The following is a 19,059-nucleotide window of genomic DNA, read 5'->3' on the forward strand; positions in this document are numbered from 1 at the left end:
AGTCACCCGTATAGGACCATGAGGCAGGTCCCGCAACCGTCCTTATAATGGCTTCGGCCGATTCACCAAGAAAAACCTGTGCTGTCCTGACGACAAATTGAGTTCGGGATGGCAAAATTTTAGCAAATGCAATGCAAGAAACGTAAATTGAACTGAATCGCACAATACGGAACGAGCTTTTGAAAACGCACGACGTTACCAACCAGACGCCGCCCATGACGGGCAACAATGCCTATCTGGATGATCCGCTTCTGATGCAGATTGCGGCACGATTCCCGAAGGAGCTGCATGCCGATCTGGAACAGACGGGCCGTTTTGTGTTGTCGGCTGAAGCACAGGATCTCGCTCGTCTCGCCAATACCGAATTGCCGAAATTACGCACACACGATCGGCAGGGCAACCGTATCGACCTTGTCGAATACCATCCTGCCTATCATGCGCTGATGCGCCGTTCCATTGCGACGGGCTTGCATTGTTCCATATGGGAAGGCAATCCACTCGAAAGTGGTCGCCGTCATCAGGCCCGCGCATCGCGCTTTTTTTTGACGGCTCAGCTTGAGGCGGGGCATCTTTGCCCGATTACCATGACCAGCGCGTCGCTTGCGGCACTTATGGCATCGCCGGAGACCTATAAGGAATGGTCGCCGACCATTTTGTCGCGCAAGTATGACTTTTCGCAGAAACCTGCTCTTGCCAAACATGGCATTACACTCGGCATGGGCATGACCGAAAAACAGGGCGGAACCGATGTGCGCGCCAATACGACGCGTGCAACCCGTAACGATGACGGCACTTATATCATCACTGGCCACAAGTGGTTCATGTCCGCGCCGATGTCGGATGCTTTTCTGACGCTCGCGCAGGCGGAAGAAGGCCTGTCCTGTTTTCTGCTACCGCGCCTCACTTCCGAGGGAAACGGGAACGGGTTCTTTTTCCAGCGTCTGAAAGACAAGCTCGGCAACAAATCCAACGCTTCTTCGGAAGTTGAATTTGACGGTGCGGTCGGTCATCTGATCGGCAATCCCGGTGAAGGCGTCAAAACCATCATGGATATGGTCACGCTGACACGGCTTGATTGTGCTGTCGCATCAGCAGGTCTGATGCGTTCGGGCCTCGCCGAAGCAGTGCATCACAGCCGTCATCGTCAGATATTCGGCAAGGCTCTTGTCGAGCAGCCCTTGATGCAGCGCGTTCTTGCCGACATGGCGCTCGATGTTGCGGGCGCGACTGCGCTCTCCATGCGGTTGGCACGCGCATTCGATATGGCCGCCAGTGATCGCGCTGAAGCGGCTTTTGCGCGATGTATGACCCCGGTCGTTAAATACTGGGTGTGCAAGATCGCGCCCGCGCTTCTCTATGAAGCGATGGAGTGTCTTGGCGGCAACGGCTACATTGAGGAAGGCAATCTTGCACGTGCCTATCGCGAAGCCCCGGTCAATGCGATCTGGGAGGGTTCCGGCAATGTCATGGCATTGGATGTGGCGCGGGTGCTGTCCCGCGCGCCTGGTCTTTTCGATGAAGTGCTGGAATGGATCGGAGGACAGCTTGGCCCACGCGGACAGGGGACACTTGATGTGTTGCGTGCTGCATTGCAGCTTACCGAAACTGATCCGGGCGTCGCGCGTCTTTTGACTGAGCAACTGGCCTATGCGGCAGCAGCAGCGGAACTGCGTCAGCTTGGGGCCGACGATGTGGCCGATGCGTTCATCGAGACCCGTCTTGGCGGTCAGTGGCGTTCGACCTATGGCATGCTGGACGCGCGCCACAACGCCGAAAGGATTCTCGACCAGCTCTATCCTGCGTCGTAATCATCAGATGCCGACCGCCTGATGCTATGCAGGCGGTCGAGTGCACCTTGCAGAATAAAGGCTGCTGCGGCCGAATCGATGCGCTCGGCCCGTTTGCCGCGCGAAACATCCATGCCAATCAGTGCCCGTTCGGCAGCGACGGTCGACAGACGCTCATCCCAGAATACGAAGGGTAAATCGGTCAAAGGCTGCATGGTGCGCACAAATGCCCGTGTAGCCTGAACGCGGGGACCGGAAGTTCCGTCCATATTCACAGGCAAACCGATGACGATAACGCCGACCTTGTCGACGTCGAGCGCTTTCAGAAGCACCTGTGCGTCGATGGAAAATTTCACCCGTTTGATAACGGGGCGCGGATGCGCGAAGGAAAGACCGAGATCAGACACTGCAAGGCCGATGGTCTTGGTTCCCAGATCCAGTCCGGCAATCGTCTGCCCGGACTGAAGCAGCGCCGGAATTTCCTCGATTTCAACGACAGCCATTGGACCTCATAGGATTTTGAAGTGGTTTCTTATTGCCTTCAACTTTATCGGCGTCATATCTGTTCGCAAACCGGAAATCGAGCCGGAAACAAAGATTGAGGAGAGACTTGATGAAACTTACCTGGCTTGGCCACGCCGCTTTCCGCGTTGAAACGGCAAAGGCTGTTATCCTCATCGATCCGTTTCTGAACGGAAACCCGGGTGCAAAGGGCATCGATTTCAAGGATGCGACCAAGGGTGTAACCCACATTGCGCTGACCCACGGCCATGGCGACCATGTGGGCGATACGGTAGCTATCGCCAAGGAACACGACGCGACAGTGATAGCCAATGCCGATCTTGCAAGCTGGCTTGGCAGTCAGGGCGTGGAAAAGCTCGATCCTGGCAATACAGGTGGCACGGTGGCGCATGACGGGTTCACCGTTACCTTCGTCAATGCGCTCCACTCCTCGGCAATGCTGACGGAAAACGGTGTCTCGCAGGCGCTGGGCAATCCGAATGGTCTGGTATTCCATTTCGAAGATGCGCCAACGCTCTATCACATGGGTGACACGGATATCTTCTCGGACATGGGGCTTATCAATGAGCTTCATCAGCCTGAGATAGGAATTGTTCCCATTGGTGACCGTTTCACAATGGGTGGTGCGGTTGCAGCTCTCGCATGCCAGCGTTATTTCAACTTCAGCACCATACTGCCGTGCCATTATGGCTCGTTCCCGATCATTGATCAGACGGCGGACAAGTTCGTGGCCGGAATGACCGATCATCGGGAAGCCAAGGTGCTGACCGATCGTGCAGGAACGGTTCACAGCTTCTAATGGCCTGTTGAAGTGCAAGAATTGTTGCGCTTCAACAATCACGCCGTTATAGCCGGTAGGAAAACTTTTCAGGGTGGCGGTTCGCCGCCCGATCTAGCATTTGCGGAGAACAGGATGTCCGTCGATATTTCTACCGTCAAGCGCGTCGCGCATCTGGCGCGCATTGCCGTCAGTGATGACGATGCAGAACGCATGACTGGCGAACTTAATGCTATTCTGGGCTTCGTCGAGCAACTGAATGAAGTCAATGTCGATGGTATCGAGCCTATGACTTCCGTTACGCCGATGGACATGCGCATGCGCGAGGACAAGGTAACGGATGGTGGCATTGCTGCTGCGGTGGTGGCAAATGCACCGGTTACGGAAGACAATTTCTTCGTTGTACCAAAGGTCGTGGAGTAGGTTATGGCCATTCGGGTTTCAATCGAGACCCCCTTGCAGGACGATGTGCGCGCGTTGGTCGAAGGACTGAATGCGTATCTTCTGCCGCTGTCACCGCTGGAATTCCAGTTCAAGATGACGGTCGAGCAGATGGCGGGGCCGGATACGACGGTCTTCGTGGCGCGCGATGAAGACCGCAAGGCTGTCGGCTGCGGTGCCTTGAAGATGCACGAAGATGGTGTCGGCGAGGTGAAGCGCATGTTCACCCTTCCGGAAGTGCGCGGAAAGCGCGTTGGTTCGGTTCTGGTGGGTGCGATTGTCGATCAGGCAAGGGCGAATGGCATTTCCCGCCTTGTACTCGAAACGGGCACGGGACCCGGTTTTGCCAGTGCATGGCGGCTTTATGAGAATTCAGGTTTTACGCGCTGCGGTGTGGTTCTGGACTATCCGGATTCCGAATACAGCGCCTTTTTTGAAAAGCGTCTCGTTGAGGCGCACTGACAGGATTTGACGATGAGCGAACTGACCGCATTGACCATTGCCGAGGCGCGCGACAAGCTGAAGGCCAAAGCCATCACCGCGACCGAACTCACCGACGCCTATCTTTCCGCTATCGATTCCGCGAATGACGCGATCAATGCTTACGTGAAAGTGACTCACGATCAGGCGCGCTCGATGGCCAAGGCTTCGGATGAGCGTATTGCCAAGGGTGAAGCGGGTGCACTGGAAGGCATTCCGCTCGGCGTGAAGGACCTGTTTGCCACCAAGGGCGTACATACGCAGGCCTGCTCCCACATTCTCGATGGCTTCAAGCCGGAATATGAGTCAACCGTCACAGCCAATCTGTGGGCTGATGGTGCAGTTATGCTCGGCAAGCTCAACATGGATGAGTTCGCCATGGGCTCGTCCAACGAAACCTCCTATTACGGTTCGGTCAAAAACCCTTGGCGCGCCAATGGTTCCAACGCGGATCTGGTGCCGGGTGGTTCGTCGGGCGGTTCGGCTGCCGCTGTTGCCGCACAGCTTTGCGCCGGCGCCACCGCAACTGATACCGGCGGTTCGATCCGCCAGCCCGCAGCCTTCACCGGCACGGTTGGTATCAAGCCGACCTATGGCCGCGTTTCGCGCTGGGGCACGGTTGCCTTCGCTTCGTCGCTCGATCAGGCAGGACCGATTGCCCGCGACGTGCGTGATGCGGCTATCCTGTTGAAATCCATGGCTTCACTTGATCTGAAGGATACCACATCGGTCGATCTGCCTATTCCGGATTATGAAGCTGCGATCGGTAAGTCGCTCAAGGGCATGAAGATTGGCATTCCGAAGGAATATCGCGTTGATGGCATGCCGGATGAGATTGAGGAGCTTTGGCAGAAGGGTATCCAGTATCTGAAGGATGCCGGTGCTGAGATTGTCGATATTTCGCTGCCACACACGAAATATGCGCTGCCCGCTTATTACATCGTGGCACCGGCGGAAGCCTCTTCAAATCTCGCCCGTTATGATGGCGTGCGTTACGGTCTGCGTGTACCCGGCAAGGACATTGCCGATATGTACGAACAGACCCGAGCAGCTGGCTTCGGCAAGGAAGTAAAGCGTCGTATCATGATCGGCACCTATGTTCTGTCGGCAGGCTACTACGATGCCTATTATCTGCGTGCGCAGAAAGTACGTACGCTGATCAAGAAGGACTTTGAAGACGTATTCGCCAAGGGCGTACATGCGATCCTGACGCCAGCAACGCCTTCAGCTGCCTTTGGTCTTGCCGATGAGGATCTCGCCAACGATCCGGTCAAGATGTATCTCAACGACATCTTCACGGTAACGGTCAACATGGCCGGTCTTCCGGGCATTGCCGTACCTGCCGGTATCAATGAGAAAGGTCTGCCGCTGGGTCTTCAACTGATCGGACGTCCGTTCGAGGAAGAGACATTGTTTCAGGCGGCTCACGCTATTGAACAGGCTGCCGGACGGTTTAATCCGGCAAAGTGGTGGTAAAAATTGATCTTCTTGTTCGCCGGGGTTTCCCCGGCGAATTTGTTTCTATGGCTGCATTAGCGGTCCGAGCCTGGCGAATTGCGGCTCGCGATATTGAACTAACTGCCGAGAAGCATGAAGCTCTGGAAGCCAAGTTCCAGCGCGACCTTCACGCAAATACAGATTGTGTCCTGATTGCCGAAAGGGCTGGGATCGTTGCGGGCTGGGGCGCGAGGGTGCCTCAAAGCAATTACATTTCCGATTTATGGGTTGATCCGCTTCGCCAAGGGCAGGGGATTGGTAGGCACCTTCTTGGTGCGCTGATGGCACAGATTCTACTTGATGGCTTTGACGAAGCGGTGATCGGCACTCACGCGGACAATCTTCCCGCTCTCAACCTCTACAAAAGGGCTGGTTTTCGGATCGATTGGCGCGGCGAAGAATGGTCTGAAAGTTTCGGAAGAACAGTCGAAAAAGTGAGGATGTGCACCAAGCTTTGAAAGCCCATACTGTCGCAACTGTTGCCGAATGTTCCATCACGCCTATTCTTCTCTAGAGAGGATAATATCAGGAGGAGGGCAAGCGATGTGGATCATGCTGACGGAAGTGAATGGTGAAAAGCTCGCCGTGAATTTCAATCACGTTCTTTCCTATAATGCTTATGGAACCGGCACACGCATTGTGACGCTGAGCACGGATCAGACTTTCTTTGTTAAAGAATCGATCGAGGAGATCGAAGCCAAGCTCGGTATCGATGTAAAAGCTTGAAGTCCTCATTTATCAGTAATTTATGAGGCTCTATTGAAAAAGAAAATGAACGGCATTGCGTTTGCGAATTGCCGTTCATGCCGCCTCAGCATTTCAGGTTTTCTCTACTAGAGCATTTCCTGTTTTGATTGAATCATTGGGAATGCTCTATCTTTTTGTTTTTACGCGCATCTTGTTCCGAAAACCGTTTCACACTTTTCGGGATGCGCTCTAGCTTCTCAGAATTCGCAGAGAAACCTCTGGAGACGCGCTCAAGTGGTCTGATTCCGACATTTGCATCCCTCGGTTACAAGCGTCGGACAAATGTCGAAATCAAAGAGACCACTAGCAAGCATATGTATCTAGTGGATTTTTCGAATTTGACGTTTGAAGCAGCATCTGTATCAGCCGGGATTCAAACGTCAAATTCAATCCACTAGATATCCAGTTCTTCCACGAAAGCCGCCCGATCCTGAATGAAACGGAAACGCGCTTCCGGTTTGGTACCCATCAGTTCATCGACGGTGTTGCGGGTTTCATCGATATAATCTTCGTCCACCTGAACACGCAGCAGAGTGCGTTTCCTCGGGTCCATGGTCGTTTCTTTGAGCTGCTCGGCGCGCATTTCGCCAAGGCCTTTGAAGCGCCCGATTTCCACTTTTCCACGTCCGGTGAACATGGTGCGCAGAAGCTCGTCCTTGTGCGCTTCATCACGCGCATAAGCGACCTTTCCGCCCTGGCTCAAGCGGAAAAGCGGAGGCACTGCCAGATAGAGATGACCATTGCGGATCAGGTCGGACATCTCCTGATAGAAAAATGTGATGAGCAGCGATGCGATATGCGCACCATCGACGTCGGCGTCGGTCATGATGATAACGCGATCATAACGCAGGTCGTCTTCCCGATAATTCTTGCGCGTACCGCAGCCGAGTGCTTGAATCAGATCAGCAATCTGCTGGTTTGCCGTCAGCTTTTCGCGTCCGGCACTGGCAACGTTCAAAATCTTACCACGCAACGGCAGAATAGCCTGATTGGCGCGATTACGTGCCTGTTTGGCTGAACCACCTGCCGAGTCACCTTCGACGATGAATAGTTCTGCCCCTGCGGCTGCGTTCTGCGTGCAATCGGCAAGCTTGCCGGGCAGGCGCAACTTGCGCGTTGCGCTTTTGCGGACCGTTTCTTTCTCCTGACGACGGCGCAAACGCTCGTCCGCGCGGTCAATCACCCATTCCAGAAGGCGAGATGCTTCCTGCGGAGAGGCGGCAAGCCAGTGATCGAATGGATCGCGGATAGCATTTTCCACGATGCGCTGCGCCTCGACGGTCGCAAGCTTGTCTTTGGTCTGACCGACAAATTCCGGCTCGCGGATGAAGACCGACAGCATGCCCGCAGCCGATACCATAACGTCATCAGTGGTAATGATCGAAGCGCGCTTGTTGTTGGTCAGTTCTGCATAGGCTTTTAGCCCTCGCGTCAAGGCAATACGCAGGCCCGCTTCATGCGTGCCTCCATCCCCGGTCGGAATGGTGTTACAGTAAGAATGGACGAAACCGTCACCACCGAACCACGAAACCGCCCACTCTACGGCCCCATGTCCACCTTGTTTTTCGGTCTTGCCCGCAAAAATCTCCCGTGTGACCTGATGTTCCTTGCCAAGCGACGCCTCAAGATAGTCTTTCAGGCCGCCGGGGAAGTGGAACACGGCCTTTTCAGGTGTCTCCTTCTTAGGATCGAGCAGGGATGGATCGCAGTTCCAGCGGATTTCAACACCGCCGAACAGATAGGCTTTCGAGCGGGCCATGCGATAGAGGCGATGCGGATCGAACTGTGCTGTCTTGCCAAAAATATCGGGGTCTGGGTGAAAACGGACGCGGGTACCGCGACGATTATGCACTTCGCCGAGCTCTTCCAGTCCGCCTTGCGGAATGCCACGCGAGAAGCGCTGGCGATAAAGACGGCGATTGCGTGCGACTTCCACTTCCAGCATATCGGAAAGGGCGTTCACCACCGAAACGCCAACGCCGTGCAGCCCCCCCGACGTTTCATAGGCCTTCCCGTCGAACTTGCCGCCCGCATGCAGCTTGGTCATGATGACTTCGAGCGTAGACTTTCCGGGTACCTGGGGATGTTCATCCACGGGAATGCCGCGTCCGTTGTCCGAAACAGTAACAAAACCATCGGCGTCAAAACTGACTTCGATAAAATTGGCATGCCCCGCGACCGCTTCGTCCATCGAGTTGTCAATGACTTCAGCGAAGAGATGATGCAGAGCTTTTTCGTCCGTACCGCCAATATACATGCCGGGACGCAGGCGCACCGGCTCCAGGCCTTCCAGAACACGGATGGATGATGCGTTATAGTCGTCGCCTGCCGATGAAGCAGGCGGCGCCTTGACCGTGACCGGTTTCGGAACGGAGGGTGACGGCGCTGCTACCGGCTGCGCAACAGGTTGTGGCGCATCAGGTTTTTCACCCTGTCGCCCCTGTTCCCGTTCCCGGGCATTGCTGACCACTCTCGAGAAGAGATCGTTGCTATCGTCCATCTGTTCCGAAAAGCTCTCTATCTGAATTTCAGGGGGGCGCTGCCGAGCCTGCTCGCCATCGACCGGAAAATATTGTTCGCGAATCACCTAAATGATGCCACGCGCGCCCGCGAAAGGCGACTAAAGTTCGCCTTACGTTCCGCTTTCGCACTGCTTTTTCAAAGGGTTTTGTTCAGAACGGAACTGATTTGCACCAGAAAGAAGGCGAAAGTCAAACAAGCAGGACATTTCCGATCAAATTGGATGGAAACGCTGTGGCAGTTCGCATAGAGCGATGACGGGGAATGGTCAGAATACCGAGAGTTTGAAATGCAGAGCAGCGCAACAAGCGGCATGGAAGCGCACGTAAAGGGCATGGCGATTATGGTGCTCTCGGTGCTTCTGCTGCCGCTGATGGATGCCATCGGCAAGTGGCTTGCCATGGTGGACAATATGCCTCCGGCAACTGTCACCTTCATGCGTTTCTTTATTCAGTGTTGGTTGATGTTCTTTATCCTGCTCATTGTTGGCGGTTTTGCTGCGCTGCGAACACAGCATCTGGCGGGCAATCTCATTCGTGGTGTGTTAATGGGGTTCGGTGGGCTCTGCTTCTTTACGGCGGTAAAATATATGCCGCTGGCGGATGCGATGGCTGTCTTCTTTGCAGAGCCGCTTATTCTGACGCTCCTTTCGGCCATTTTCCTGAAGGAAAAAGTGGGCTGGAGAAGGTTCAGTGCTGTCGGTGTCGGCCTCATCGGCACGATGATCGTGATCCAGCCGAGTTTCGAGATTTTCGGCGCTGTCTCGCTTCTGCCATTGGCAACAGCCGTAACCTTCGCGATCTATCTGATCCTGAACCGCAAATACGGCGCCAAGGAGAGCCCGCTTGTAATGCAGTTCTATGCGGGCGTAGGCGGATGGGTGTTCGCCGGGATTGCGATGATTTTCGGAACTGCAGCGGGTCTTGGCGACCTGAGTTTCGGTCTGCCTCGTGGCATCCAGCCTTGGCTGCTTTTGTTGCTTCTGGGAACCATCGGCACGGTAAGCCACCTGATGGTCGTGCAGGCATTCAAGCTCGCACCAGCATCCATGCTCGCACCGTTCCAATATCTGGAAATCGTCAATGCTGTTCTGGTGGGCCTGATCTTGTTCGGCGATTTCCCGACGCCATCGAAATGGTGTGGTATTGCGATCATTGTTGGATCAGGCTTCTATGTTTTCATGCGCGAGCGCCGCGTGAAAGCTGATGCAGTGGTTTAGCGGCCAGGCAGCTATTTGAGCTGACGTGCGCCGAAGACTGCCTCGAAAGCTTTTCCCATAGCGACGTCCAGGTCGCTCATCGTCACCGGCAATCCCAGATCTACGAGGCTGGTGACGCCGTGTTCCGCGATTCCGCAAGGAACGATTCCAGAATAATGACTGAGATCTGGTTCGACATTGATGGCGATGCCGTGAAAGCTGACCCAGCGGCGAAGGCGGATGCCTATGGCCGCGATCTTATCTTCGCACATGGTGCCATTTGGAAGGCAGGGCTTTTCTGGCCGTGTCACCCATACGCCGACGCGATCTTCGCGACGCTCGCCTTTGACGTTGAATTCGGCAAGGCTTTCAATGATCCATTGTTCAAGTGCTGTCACGAAGGCGCGTACGTCCTCGCGGCGACGTTTCAGGTCGAGCATTACATAGGCGACGCGCTGGCCGGGGCCATGATAAGTATACTCACCGCCGCGCCCAGTGTTGAAGACGGGGAGACTGTCTGGAGTCAGGAGATCGCTTGCATTGGCGCTGGTGCCTGCGGTGTATAGCGACGGATGTTCAACCAGCCAAACAAGTTCATTTGCAGTATCTTCCCGAATAGCCTGGACACGTGCTTCCATGAAAGCGAGAGCTTCCTCATAGTCCGTAAGTCCTTCTGTAACGACCCAGTCCACGGGAGGCGCATCCGCCAGGAGCGGCAGAAAATGAGTCTCCAGTGCATCGCGTTCACGCGGCTTCTGTGAATCTGTCTCGAAAATGGGGGAGGTAGAACTATTCATCATGATGAAAGCATATGGCGGTTTTGTAGCGTGACCACCAGATGTCAAAATGCCTCCCCGATCAATGAATCGCGAGCGGCACTTCCTTTTCGCATCGATTACGCCCCGCTTGTTTTGCCCGGTATAGGGCGCGGTCAGCGGCGTTGACGAGATGACTATAGTCTGGATGACCGTTGAATGCTGCAACACCGATAGACAAAGTCACAGACTGGCGTGCGCCATCAGGAAGATTCATTGGCTGTTGCGCTATCTGGTTGCGCAGTTCCTCACCAATCGCAAAAGCCTTGCTTTCGTTGGCCTCCACAAGGGCGACCAGAAACTCTTCCCCGCCGTAGCGGAACACGAAATCGCTTGGACGGCATAGTGACAGGATCGCCCCGGCAACTTGCTGAAGAACTGCATCGCCAGCGCTGTGTCCATAGGTGTCGTTGATGTTCTTGAAATGATCGATGTCGATCATCAGAACGCTCAGATTCATAGCCCTTTGTGAAGCCATACGTACTTCGCGGGTCAGTATGGAGGGCATGAAACGGCGGTTGAGTGCACGCGTCAACGGATCTCGGCCCGTCTCCATTGCAGCGGCCGCCTGAAACAGTTCAGACAACAGGAATTTCATCTCACCGATCTTGGTTTGAAACAGTGCAAGTGAGGCGGCCAGTTCGACGGGATTGTCCTTGCGTGCATTGTTGATGGCCGGCAGTAGATTATCGTCTATATGGTCTACATTCCGGCGGATATTCTCCAATGTAGCGGAGTTGGAGAACATGAGATCGGCCTTGTGCTGTAACCACAATCCGAAATCCGAGCTTGCGAGCGAGTGAAGCGGACTGTCGGAATTGCCGTACAGGTTGAAGAGGAGTGACTGGCTCCATTCCATGAGCGCGGCGCGTTGCGATTCGCGCTCAAGGGGAAAATCGTGGCTGAGCGTGAAGGCCCGGTAAGCTTCATCGGTCTGGGCGCTTTCGCGCGCGTCCTTGACGAAAGCTTGGCTCATGATTTCAATCGCGATGTCGATGGCGTTGCTGACATGCACGATAAGGTGCGCCAGGACCTCACGTGAAGCAACCTCTAGACTCAGTTGACGAACGATCTCGTTTTTGAGCAGACGCGCGCCCTGCATAACGACATGGATCGGTACGTCGATACGGGCATGAACTTCGCCAACCTTGCGCTGCTCGCGGATGAATGCTTCGACATCGCATGCGTTTCTCTGGAACATTTTCAAAAGCCAGTCGCTCAGCGAATTATGCAGTCGCTCCTGTACCATTTTCTGGGAGAGAAAAGTGGCGGCATCGCGGTTACTCATGAGGCGGCTATAGAAAACGCTGACAAATTGCTCGCGATGGCGGCTGATCAGATCACGGAGAAGGCGCGCATGTTCTTCGGGCAGGCCGCTGATTAGCTCGATCCATTCGACTTGCGTGGTGCCCAGTCCTGTTTTCGACCCCCATGTAGCGTCGATTTCAGAGGTCGAATAATCCATGTTTCTACTCCTTGCGGTGACCGCAAGGCTCCGCCCGCTACCGGTTAGAAACCAGCGCCAGATCGGCTTTGCGAATCGGAGATTCTACGGTCTTCCCCTTGTTTCAAGGGGCTGTGTGCGAACTCAACAAGTCCCTGATATCTCGACTTTCTTAAAAATCTCTCCGCAAAATTGCAGGTTAATAATTGGGGCCAGTCGAGGGCATTTTTTGTAGATCGCGCTCGAGATTGATAGAGCGTCGTAAGATTAAGTGACTTTACCACGTGGCTGTTTGGCCTACCTATCTGCGGGCAAGATTCCAATTCTGGCAAATTCTCGAAAGGAACCCGGAATGAGATTTAAGTTACTTTCTGCAGTTGTAGCGCTTTTCGCGGTTACCGCTGTCGCCGAAGCGGGTACGCCCGTTGCTCCGGCTCCGATTCCGGCAATTGCGACCGATAGCGCCGGCCCGGCTATTCAAGTTGATTATCGCTGCCGTCGCGGCATGGTCCGCACCCCGAGCGGTCGTTGTGTTACGGATCGTCGCTGGCGGGATGATCGTCGTGGATGGGATCGTCATTCACCACGTTATTATCGCGAACGGGACCGTGATCGCCGCTGGCGTCACGATCGCGACCGTCATCGTAATCGGGTCTATATCGAGCCGCGCCGTCGCGGTCCGCATAATTAAAGAAAGAAAAGAGCAGCGGTTTCGCTGCTCTTTTTATACTGGCTCGGTTTGTGTGCCTGAAATAGTGTCGATTTGCGGGAAAACATCCGGCGTCATGGGCGCCAGTACATCAATGACGAGGCCGCTTGGCGCGAAGTTCACATCGCAATTGGCCTTCAATTCCCCGGTCAATACGGAATATAGCAGCCTTTGACCGAACCCGCGGCGTGCGGGACGTTCGACCGTCGGCCCACCACTTTCGACCCAGCGCATGTGAAATTTCCGATCGCGCTGTCTTTCGATGACCTCCCAATCAAACTCGACTGTGCCGCTTTCATTGGAGAGCGCTCCGTACTTCACGGCATTGGTTGCGAGTTCGTATAAGCCTAACGAAAGTGAAACTGTCACTCGGTCGCTCACCACAAGCGCTGGACCATTCATGCGGATACGATGACCGAATGTACTGTTAAACGGGGCAAGGGCGGTTTCACAAATCTGGCTGATCGTCGTCCCCGTCCAATCGTCCTTGAGCAGCATGTCGTGGGCCTGACTCAGTGCTCGAAGCCTCTCGCTGAACAGTTCGTTGGCAGTTTGGGGATTAGTGGCATTGCGCAAGGTCTGGTTGGCTATCGATTGCACCATAGCCATTGAGTTCTTGAAGCGGTGCGATATTTCGCGCGTAACCAGCGCCTTATCTGCCTCGACTTTTTTGCGTTCGGTGACATCAATGACGATGCCCAGAAGCGCAGGGGTCTTGCCGAGGAGTGCTTTGGCGCGGGTTTCAACCCAGCGCACCTGGCCCAACCTGTTGATGATGCGATACTCAACCCTGAAGGGCTTGTTAGTGGCAAAAGATTCCTGAGATCGCTGGATCAGCATCATTCGGTCTTCAAGTACCACCATTTCGATGATTTTGTCGTAGTTGACGGGTTCGTCGGGTGTCAGTCCGAAAATGCGCCGGTATTCCGCCGAGCAACTGATTTCTCCGGTATGATAATCCCGCGTCCAGAAACCGACATTCGCCACCTCAATGATATACTGGAGCTGATCGTAACTGCGCTGCTTTTCGATTGAAAGCGTTTCGCGTTCCTTTTCAAGCTCAACCAATTTGCCGAGTTCCAGCGTCACATCGAGCTGCGATGCAACGAAGTGATGAATCTCACCTGCTTCGGTTTTAACCGGGGAAATATGAAGCCGGTTCCAGAATGGCTCGCCAGACTTCTTATAATTGAGGATATCGATGTCGATTGATTGTTCGGCGTCCAGCGCCGTGTGGATGATCTCGACATGTTTCGGATCTGTGCCAGGGCCTTGAAGGAAGCGGCAATTCTTTCCGATGATTTCATCGGCCTCATAGCCGGTCAGGTTCTGGAAAGCCTTGTTTGCAAAGACGATAGGATTGTCCGGCAGACGGGGATTTGTGATGAGCATTGGCATAGGCGTCAGTTCAACCGCCGCCGTGAAAGGATTCGCTTCCTGGGAGAAGGATGCTCCCAATACTTTTACGGACGGCTGTACTCTTTTTGCCAATGCAAACCCCACTCGCTGAAAACGCTTACAAGCTGCCCTACTTCACGCAAGTTATCCGATTGTTGCTTAATTTGCTAACAAAAATAATGGAATAGCCAGAACGAAGTATCATTCTATCCGTTAAACGACAGATAAAAAATCCATATATTGCGAGGCAATAGCTCGGTGAAAATAAGGTATGCTCATGGTTTCTGGCAATATTCAGCGTGCATTCATAAACGGGCAGCAATAATGGCATCATTGAAATGGAGAACCACAGGATGAACACCTTCAAAAAGATGATGGTCGGCCTTGTCGGTGCGAGCTTTCTGATCGGCGCGATGGTTCCGGTCTCCGCTGCGCCTGTCATGCCAACTGCGCCTGCGGCAAGCCCTGCGACTGGCAACGAGAATGTTCAGCAGGTCCGTGACGACCGCTGGCGTCGCGGACCGGGACATGGGCACTGGGGTGGACACCGGCCTGGGTATCGTCCGGGTTGGCACGGACGTCCTTACCGTCCGGGACCGGGTTATTGGAATGGTTATCGCGGTGACCGCTATTATCGCCACGGCTATCGCCGCCATAATGACGGATGGTGGTATCCGCTTGCTGCATTTGGTGCAGGAGCAATCATAGGTGGTGCGATTGCCGCTCCGCCGCCACCGCCAGTCTATCGCGCACCTGCTTACGGCTACAGCAATGCGCATGTCCAGTGGTGTTATAATCGTTATCGCTCCTATCGGGCCTCGGATAATACTTTCCAGCCGTATAACGGTCCTCGTCAGCAGTGTTATTCGCCATACTGATAATGGAATTCCGTTAAATTCAAAGAAGCCGCCCTTTAAGGGCGGCTTTCTTTTTGTGGAATAAGTCTAGCAACTGTATCCATGAGTAATTGTCATCCATATCAGTGCATTCTAAAAGGCGCTCGGGGCGAAGTTTCGGGGCGCACTTGTTGAAACGCTACGACCTTCGCCATTTCAGAAGCGAGCGCCACAGGAGACGGAATGCGCCAGATTTTACCCAAAGCATTGGCCGGAGTAATTATACTCGGAATACTGAGCGTAGTACTTGGTTCCTGGTACACGATTGACGAAGGTGAGCGCGGCGTTGTTTTGCGCTATGGTGCTGTTTCCGGCGTTGCGCAGCCGGGGCTCGGCTTCAAAATTTCACTGATCGATTCGATTATACGCATATCCGTGCAATCCAAGGCTGCGATTTATAACAGCATGGAAGCCTACAGCCGCGATCAGCAGCCGGCTACCATGAATCTTTCTGTCAATTATCGTATTCCGCCAGATCGTGTGGAAGAGGTATATGCGACCTATGGTGGCGAAGACGGTCTGTTATCCCGTCTTGTCGAGCGACGCGTCTTTGAGGAAAGCAAGACGGTCTTCGGCAAGTTCAATGCTGTGACGGCCATTCAGGAACGCAGCCGTCTCAATCAGGAAATCGCTGAAGCGATCCAGAACAGTGTGCGCGGCCCGGTCATCATCGACACAGTGCAGATCGAAAACATTGATTTCTCGGATGCCTATGAACAATCCATCGAACAGCGCATGCTGGCCGAAGTCGAGGTGCAGCGTCTCCGCCAGAATGCAGAACGCGAAAAAGTGCAGGCTGAAATCACCGTTACACAGGCAAAAGCCCAAGCTGATGCTCGCCGGGCTGAGGCGCAGGCCCAAGCTGATGCCGTTCGTCTGCAGGCTGAGGCGGAGGCTGAAGCGATACAGGTAAAAGGCGAAGCAGAAGCAACCGCGATCAAGGCGCGTGGCGATGCACTTCGTGATAATCCGGGTCTCGTGGCATTGACGCAGGCTGAACGATGGGATGGTCGGTTGCCAAGCACGATGCTGCCAAATGGAGCAGTTCCTATGCTGAACCTGAACAATTCTCAGACACAGCAGTAATCCCCGGACTACCGATATGATCTAGCAAAAGACCAGCGCGGTGCTTATCCGCCGCGCTGTTCGTAGCCTTCGGCGTTTTCTCCATCCATTTTCTGACGCAAGTACTGCTTGAGCATTGTGATCTTGTCCGCGTTCCAACCCGTAACGCCGGTCACTTCCAACCACGCTTCGACATAGTGTTCCGGAGCGTAGACATGCCCGTGTCCCATCGGTGTGGTCGTCCCAAATGCCATATCAAGTGCCATTTGAAGCATGGTGACGATGGGATACCATCGCAATTCCGGTGAAACATCCGGGCCGCGCGGTTCCTGCATCCAGTCAGGCTGCCGGTAGAGCGATTGGCTTTCAAAGAAAGTCACCGGGTCGCTGGCATATTGCAGATAAATCACGCGCAACGGACCCCAGCCTGTTCCATTTCCTGGCGCTTGACCATTCTGATTCATGAAACGTGCAAAGGAACCGTCACGGAATACTGGTAGCCACTCAGGTGTTCCCTCGTTTCTCCGTCTGGTCATGGCTTTCCAGTCGCGGCTTGGGAAGGGTGGTCCGCTCCACAATGCGCCGTTGATCGGATCATCAAGCATTTCGAAAAGTTCGGCTGAGACTTCTGAGTTCATTGCGCCAAGGCTCAGACCATAGAGATACAGACGAGGGCGCTGGTCGTGTGGAAGATTTTTCCAGTAGTTATAGATGGTAATGAACAGGGCTCGGGACGCCTCTGCTCCATACTCTGGTTGAAAAAACAACGACAAGGGACTGGAAAGATAAGAATATTGCATGGCAACGCTGGCAACATCGCCGTTGTGCAGAAATTCCAGTCCATCCATCGCTGCGGGGTCTACCCATCCGGTACCTGTCGGCGTAATGACCACCAGCACCGAGCGCTCGAACCCTTTCTGCCGTTTGAGTTCATCAAGCGCGAGTTTCGCCCGTTGTTCAGGCGTATCAGCAACTTGCAGACCGGCATAGACCCGTATCGGATCGACCGCCATTTCACCGGTCAATGCCGTGATATCAGCAGCCATTGGGCCCGAGGAAACGAATTCACGTCCGGCCCGCCCAAGTTCGTTCCAGTGTAGAAGTGAAGCAGAGCTACCGGTCGCGTTGGGTGCCGTTGGTTGCGGACGATTCGGCTCGATCAGAGCATCATATTCCCGAAACGAACGGTCCAGAATCTTGAAGGTAGACTGGATGAGCAGACCGTTGGCGATGGTCCAGATGAGCACGACTGTAATTGTAACGCCCAGGACATTTGCCACTCGCCGCGGCATGATGAGTTGTACTTTTGCAGAGACGAATCTCCCCAAGCGGATGAGGAGACGAACCAGAATCAGCAGAACAAAAAATGTCAGCACTGCTAAAGCGGACACGCTTGTTGGATATGCGCTAGGCACGGGCTCCATGTTCATGACTGCGCGAACTGAGTTCTGCCAACCTGCGGCGAAATAAAGCGCTGCAATAGCCACCGCAAAACAGACAACACTGACGACAAGATTGACCCGGCTACGCAACCGATTTCGAGGTTCGGGCAATTCTAAATATTGCCACAACCACCGCCATAGTACACCGATCCCGTAACCGGCTCCGAAGGCGACCCCTCCCAGTATCCCTTGCATGACGTAGGCGCGTGGAATGAGGCTTGGTGTCAGTGCGGCAGCGAAGAATAACGTGCCGAGTGCTATGCCTACGCCGGACAAGGAGCGTCGGAAATGAGAAAATGCCTTGGTAGCCAGAGACATGAAACACCGCGCTGTTAAATCGTTTTCTTGAAACTAGCCGTAGCATGATCAGGCGGCAAGGCCCGGCACGGAGAAGAAGAAGCTGGGCTGATCTCGTATCGGGCCTCTGGCGTTTCAGAATCACTTCTCTGCCGAGAGTGTCAGTCTTGAACGAGTGTGGAAAGTGCCAGTTTACCGACATCATGACGGCGCAGCACGACACGGTCTGCTCCAGACTCTTATTTTTTTAAATTTATGTTGGAGAAACCTGATTTTATGGTGTTGACCAATCAATAAGCCGCCCTTATGTTCCGCCGCACTTCCAGGGGCGATTTGCTCCTCTAGGGAGCGCGTAGCTCAGCCGGTAGAGCAACTGACTTTTAATCAGTAGGTCCAGGGTTCGAATCCCTGCGCGCTCACCACTTCTCTAAATCAGTTCATTTCACCTTTGCCGCAGTGACTTTACTCCGCAAGAATGTCATGAGCCATCATGACCTTGCGTAGAAGAATTATTGGCGATCGGTCGGATACAGCCCTTTGGGTCGTATCGCTGGCGCTTGTTATTCTTCTGCAGGGGCTGGTAACAGCATATGCGCAAGCTTCCATGGCTGCGTGGAGTGCCGGTCCATCATCTGTGATCTGCTCGGTTCATTCGACGCAGACCGATGACGACGTTCCTCTGAAAGACCTCGCCAGACATTGCTGTTCGACCTGGTGTCAGGCAGCCTGTGCTGCCGGAACAGGGCTCCTGGAGCAGCCATTTATTGTGTCTTTCGATTCAATTGTGGCGAAAGACACAATTGCTTTTCCTCTGATTGTTCGTGCGCCACCCGGTCAGTTTGTTACTGCTGCGCAGGCCAGAGGTCCACCCGCTTTGCACGATCTTTGAAAAAAGAAGCCGCCGCTTCGCGACGGCAATTTCATATCGTTTGGAGATATCGATGCAAAATCATCATCTTATCGTGGTGGTAGCGGTGGGCTGCGCCCGCAACTACACGGTTCACGCGCTGCGCTGTCCTCCAT

Annotated in this window: 18 protein-coding genes and 1 tRNA gene; 13 read left to right on the top strand and 6 right to left on the bottom strand. The window is 54.2% G+C overall.

Annotated elements, in window-relative coordinates:
• Positions 1 to 179: 179 nt before the first annotated feature.
• Positions 180 to 1,808 carry an acyl-CoA dehydrogenase family protein gene (locus tag FIB18_RS01895; protein ID WP_140019153.1) on the top strand — a complete coding sequence of 543 codons (1,629 nt, stop codon included), beginning with the start codon at positions 180 to 182 and terminating at the stop codon, positions 1,806 to 1,808.
• Here the strand turns inward: FIB18_RS01895 and ruvX are convergent.
• Positions 1,793 to 2,290, bottom strand: a complete 498-nt coding sequence (ruvX, locus tag FIB18_RS01900) for a Holliday junction resolvase RuvX (RefSeq protein ID WP_140019154.1) — start codon at positions 2,288 to 2,290, stop codon at positions 1,793 to 1,795. The two genes, FIB18_RS01895 and ruvX, sit on opposite strands and share 16 nt — an antisense overlap.
• 110 nt (positions 2,291 to 2,400) lie before the next feature.
• Between ruvX and FIB18_RS01905 the strand changes: the two genes are divergently transcribed.
• The 6 genes from FIB18_RS01905 to FIB18_RS01930 all read left to right on the top strand — a co-directional run bounded on the left by FIB18_RS01905 (position 2,401) and on the right by FIB18_RS01930 (position 6,231).
• The gene (locus FIB18_RS01905) at positions 2,401 to 3,108 is read left to right on the top strand and encodes a metal-dependent hydrolase (protein WP_140019155.1); all 708 of its coding nucleotides are present in this window, start codon (positions 2,401 to 2,403) and stop codon (positions 3,106 to 3,108) included.
• Between the two features lie 114 nt (positions 3,109 to 3,222).
• The gene (gatC, locus tag FIB18_RS01910) at positions 3,223 to 3,510 is read left to right on the top strand and encodes an Asp-tRNA(Asn)/Glu-tRNA(Gln) amidotransferase subunit GatC (RefSeq protein WP_140019156.1); all 288 of its coding nucleotides are present in this window, start codon (positions 3,223 to 3,225) and stop codon (positions 3,508 to 3,510) included.
• A 3-nt stretch (positions 3,511 to 3,513) separates the two neighbouring features.
• Complete coding sequence (locus FIB18_RS01915; RefSeq protein ID WP_140019157.1) at positions 3,514 to 3,990, top strand: GNAT family N-acetyltransferase; 477 nt, start codon at positions 3,514 to 3,516, stop codon at positions 3,988 to 3,990.
• A 12-nt stretch (positions 3,991 to 4,002) separates the two neighbouring features.
• A complete protein-coding gene (gene gatA / locus FIB18_RS01920) occupies positions 4,003 to 5,484 on the top strand; it encodes an Asp-tRNA(Asn)/Glu-tRNA(Gln) amidotransferase subunit GatA (RefSeq protein ID WP_140019158.1) in 1,482 nt (493 codons plus the stop codon).
• Positions 5,478 to 5,963, top strand: a complete 486-nt coding sequence (locus tag FIB18_RS01925; protein WP_235894802.1) for a GNAT family N-acetyltransferase — start codon at positions 5,478 to 5,480, stop codon at positions 5,961 to 5,963. The genes gatA and FIB18_RS01925 overlap by 7 nt, the downstream gene beginning before the upstream one ends.
• Before the next feature lie 85 nt (positions 5,964 to 6,048).
• Positions 6,049 to 6,231 (top strand): flagellar FlbD family protein, encoded by a 183-nt coding sequence (locus FIB18_RS01930; RefSeq protein ID WP_010658857.1) that lies wholly within the window; start codon positions 6,049 to 6,051, stop codon positions 6,229 to 6,231.
• 415 nt (positions 6,232 to 6,646) lie between these two features.
• On the opposite strand, the gene parE is transcribed toward FIB18_RS01930, so the two are convergent.
• On the bottom strand, positions 6,647 to 8,752 hold the full coding sequence (gene parE / locus FIB18_RS01935; RefSeq protein ID WP_140019390.1) for a DNA topoisomerase IV subunit B: 2,106 nt from the start codon (positions 8,750 to 8,752) through the stop codon (positions 6,647 to 6,649).
• A gap of 309 nt (positions 8,753 to 9,061) precedes the next feature.
• Here parE and FIB18_RS01940 point away from each other — a divergent pair, with 309 nt between their 5' ends.
• The gene (locus FIB18_RS01940; protein ID WP_140019160.1) at positions 9,062 to 9,991 is read left to right on the top strand and encodes a DMT family transporter; all 930 of its coding nucleotides are present in this window, start codon (positions 9,062 to 9,064) and stop codon (positions 9,989 to 9,991) included.
• An 11-nt stretch (positions 9,992 to 10,002) separates the two neighbouring features.
• Here the strand turns inward: FIB18_RS01940 and lipB are convergent, their stop codons facing one another.
• Positions 10,003 to 10,770 (bottom strand): lipoyl(octanoyl) transferase LipB, encoded by a 768-nt coding sequence (gene lipB, locus FIB18_RS01945; protein ID WP_140019161.1) that lies wholly within the window; start codon positions 10,768 to 10,770, stop codon positions 10,003 to 10,005.
• Between the two features lie 58 nt (positions 10,771 to 10,828).
• Positions 10,829 to 12,250 (bottom strand): GGDEF domain-containing protein, encoded by a 1,422-nt coding sequence (locus FIB18_RS01950; protein ID WP_140019162.1) that lies wholly within the window; start codon positions 12,248 to 12,250, stop codon positions 10,829 to 10,831.
• A 331-nt stretch (positions 12,251 to 12,581) separates the two neighbouring features.
• Here FIB18_RS01950 and FIB18_RS01955 point away from each other — a divergent pair, with 331 nt between their 5' ends.
• A complete protein-coding gene (locus FIB18_RS01955) occupies positions 12,582 to 12,920 on the top strand; it encodes a hypothetical protein (RefSeq protein ID WP_140019163.1) in 339 nt (112 codons plus the stop codon).
• Between the two features lie 33 nt (positions 12,921 to 12,953).
• Here the strand turns inward: FIB18_RS01955 and FIB18_RS01960 are convergent, their stop codons facing one another.
• On the bottom strand, positions 12,954 to 14,396 hold the full coding sequence (locus FIB18_RS01960) for an HWE histidine kinase domain-containing protein (protein ID WP_268898973.1): 1,443 nt from the start codon (positions 14,394 to 14,396) through the stop codon (positions 12,954 to 12,956).
• A 293-nt stretch (positions 14,397 to 14,689) separates the two neighbouring features.
• Here FIB18_RS01960 and FIB18_RS01965 point away from each other — a divergent pair, with 293 nt between their 5' ends.
• Positions 14,690 to 15,214 carry a BA14K family protein gene (locus FIB18_RS01965; protein WP_140019165.1) on the top strand — a complete coding sequence of 175 codons (525 nt, stop codon included), beginning with the start codon at positions 14,690 to 14,692 and terminating at the stop codon, positions 15,212 to 15,214.
• 201 nt (positions 15,215 to 15,415) lie between these two features.
• Positions 15,416 to 16,318: a prohibitin family protein gene (locus tag FIB18_RS01970; protein ID WP_140019166.1), complete on the top strand. Its 903-nt coding sequence runs from the start codon at positions 15,416 to 15,418 to the stop codon at positions 16,316 to 16,318.
• A 44-nt stretch (positions 16,319 to 16,362) separates the two neighbouring features.
• Here the strand turns inward: FIB18_RS01970 and FIB18_RS01975 are convergent, their stop codons facing one another.
• Entirely contained in the window at positions 16,363 to 18,057 is a 1,695-nt protein-coding gene (locus FIB18_RS01975) for an alpha/beta hydrolase (protein WP_140019167.1), read from the bottom strand.
• A 325-nt stretch (positions 18,058 to 18,382) separates the two neighbouring features.
• On the opposite strand from FIB18_RS01975, the gene FIB18_RS01980 reads away from it, so the two are divergent.
• Positions 18,383 to 18,458 (top strand) — tRNA-Lys (locus tag FIB18_RS01980).
• Positions 18,459 to 18,526: 68 nt separating this feature from the next.
• Entirely contained in the window at positions 18,527 to 18,925 is a 399-nt protein-coding gene (locus FIB18_RS01985; protein WP_140019168.1) for a hypothetical protein, read from the top strand.
• The last annotated feature ends 134 nt before the right edge of the window (positions 18,926 to 19,059 follow it).

Source organism: Brucella pecoris (assembly GCF_006376675.1).
Taxonomy (GTDB): Bacteria; Pseudomonadota; Alphaproteobacteria; order Rhizobiales; family Rhizobiaceae; genus Brucella; species Brucella pecoris.